Below are 2,965 nucleotides of genomic sequence, written 5' to 3' on the forward strand. Positions count from 1 at the left end.
AAAGGGCGCACGGTGAATGCCTTGGCACTAGGAGCCGATGAAGGACGGGACTAACACCGATATGCTTCGGGGAGCTGTAAGTAAGCTTTGATCCGGAGATTTCCGAATGGGGGAACCCACTGTTCGTAATGGAACAGTATCTTTACCTGAATACATAGGGTATCGAAGGCATACCCGGGGAACTGAAACATCTAAGTACCCGGAGGAAGAGAAAGCAAACGCGATTCCCTGAGTAGCGGCGAGCGAAACGGGACATAGCCCAAACCAAGAGGCTTGCCTCTTGGGGTTGTAGGACACTCAACATGGAGTTACAAAGGAACGGGGTAGATGAAGCGACCTGGAAAGGTCCGTCAAAGAAGGTAAAAACCCTGTAGTCGAAACTTCGTTCCCTCCTGAGTGGATCCTGAGTACGGCCGGACACGAGAAATCCGGTCGGAAGCAGGGAGGACCATCTCCCAAGGCTAAATACTCCCTAGTGACCGATAGTGAACCAGTACCGTGAGGGAAAGGTGAAAAGCACCCCGGAAGGGGAGTGAAATAGTTCCTGAAACCGTGTGCCTACAAGTAGTCAGAGCCCGTTCATGGGTGATGGCGTGCCTTTTGTAGAATGAACCGGCGAGTTACGATCCCATGCAAGGTTAAGTTGAAGAGACGGAGCCGCAGCGAAAGCGAGTCTGAATAGGGCGTATGAGTATGTGGTCGTAGACCCGAAACCAGGTGATCTACCCATGTCCAGGGTGAAGTCCAGGTAACACTGGATGGAGGCCCGAACCCACGCACGTTGAAAAGTGCGGGGATGAGGTGTGGGTAGCGGAGAAATTCCAATCGAACTTGGAGATAGCTGGTTCTCTCCGAAATAGCTTTAGGGCTAGCCTCACGTAGTAAGAGTCTTGGAGGTAGAGCACTGTTTGGACTAGGGGCCCTCATCGGGTTACCGAATTCAGACAAACTCCGAATGCCAAAGACTTATCCGTGGGAGTCAGACTGCGAGTGATAAGATCCGTAGTCAAAAGGGAAACAGCCCAGACCACCAGCTAAGGTCCCAAAGTATACGTTAAGTGGAAAAGGATGTGGAGTTGCTTAGACAACCAGGATGTTGGCTTAGAAGCAGCCACCATTTAAAGAGTGCGTAATAGCTCACTGGTCGAGTGACTCTGCGCCGAAAATGTACCGGGGCTAAACGTATCACCGAAGCTGTGGATTGACATCGTAGATGTCAGTGGTAGGAGAGCGTTCTAAGGGCGTTGAAGCTAGACCGTAAGGACTGGTGGAGCGCTTAGAAGTGAGAATGCCGGTATGAGTAGCGAAAGATGAGTGAGAATCTCATCCACCGAATGCCTAAGGTTTCCTGAGGAAGGCTCGTCCGCTCAGGGTTAGTCGGGACCTAAGCCGAGGCCGAAAGGCGTAGGCGATGGACAACAGGTTGATATTCCTGTACCACCTCTTTATCGTTTGAGCAATGGGGGGACGCAGGAGGATAGGGTAAGCGCGCTGTTGGATATGCGCGTCTAAGCAGTTAGACTGAGAAGTAGGCAAATCCGCTTCTCGTGAAGGTTGAGCTGTGATAGCGAGGGAAATTTAGTACCGAAGTTCCTGATTCCACACTGCCAAGAAAAGCCTCTAGCGAGATAAAAGGTGCCCGTACCGCAAACCGACACAGGTAGGCGAGGAGAGAATCCTAAGGTGAGCGAGAGAACTCTCGTTAAGGAACTCGGCAAAATGACCCCGTAACTTCGGGAGAAGGGGTGCTTTTTGAGGTGAATAGCCTCGAAGAGCCGCAGTGAATAGGCCCAGGCGACTGTTTAGCAAAAACACAGGTCTCTGCGAAGCCGCAAGGCGAAGTATAGGGGCTGACGCCTGCCCGGTGCTGGAAGGTTAAGAGGAGGGGTTAGCTGCTAAGCGAAGCTCTGAATCGAAGCCCCAGTAAACGGCGGCCGTAACTATAACGGTCCTAAGGTAGCGAAATTCCTTGTCGGGTAAGTTCCGACCCGCACGAAAGGCGTAACGATCTGGGCACTGTCTCAACGAGAGACTCGGTGAAATTATAGTACCTGTGAAGATGCAGGTTACCCGCGACAGGACGGAAAGACCCCGTGGAGCTTTACTGTAGCCTGATATTGAATTTTGGTACAGCTTGTACAGGATAGGTAGGAGCCTGAGAAGCCGGAGCGCTAGCTTCGGTGGAGGCGTCGGTGGGATACTACCCTGGCTGTATTGAAATTCTAACCCGCACCCCTCATCGGGGTGGGAGACAGTGTCAGGTGGGCAGTTTGACTGGGGCGGTCGCCTCCTAAAAAGTAACGGAGGCGCCCAAAGGTTCCCTCAGAATGGTTGGAAATCATTCGCAGAGTGTAAAGGCACAAGGGAGCTTGACTGCGAGACCTACAAGTCGAGCAGGGACGAAAGTCGGGCTTAGTGATCCGGTGGTTCCGCATGGAAGGGCCATCGCTCAACGGATAAAAGCTACCCCGGGGATAACAGGCTTATCTCCCCCAAGAGTCCACATCGACGGGGAGGTTTGGCACCTCGATGTCGGCTCATCGCATCCTGGGGCTGTAGTCGGTCCCAAGGGTTGGGCTGTTCGCCCATTAAAGCGGTACGCGAGCTGGGTTCAGAACGTCGTGAGACAGTTCGGTCCCTATCCGTCGTGGGCGCAGGAAATTTGAGAGGAGCTGTCCTTAGTACGAGAGGACCGGGATGGACGCACCGCTGGTGTACCAGTTGTTCTGCCAAGAGCATCGCTGGGTAGCTATGTGCGGACGGGATAAGTGCTGAAAGCATCTAAGCATGAAGCCCCCCTCAAGATGAGATTTCCCATAGCGCAAGCTAGTAAGAACCCTGAAAGATGATCAGGTTGATAGGTCAGAGGTGGAAGCGTGGTAACATGTGGAGCTGACTGATACTAATCGTTCGAGGACTTAACCATTTTTAAAGGCGAACTCAAGTTTACAACTTCTTCTGCATT

Annotated in this window: 1 rRNA gene; it reads left to right on the forward strand. The window is 52.5% G+C overall.

Features of this window, described 5'->3' with window-relative positions:
* A 23S ribosomal RNA gene (locus tag V7121_RS22275) occupies window positions 1–2,927 on the forward strand.
* Window positions 2,928–2,965 lie beyond the last annotated feature (38 nt).

Source organism: Neobacillus drentensis (assembly GCF_036962125.1).
Taxonomy (GTDB): Bacteria; Bacillota; Bacilli; order Bacillales; family Cytobacillaceae; genus Neobacillus; species Neobacillus drentensis_B.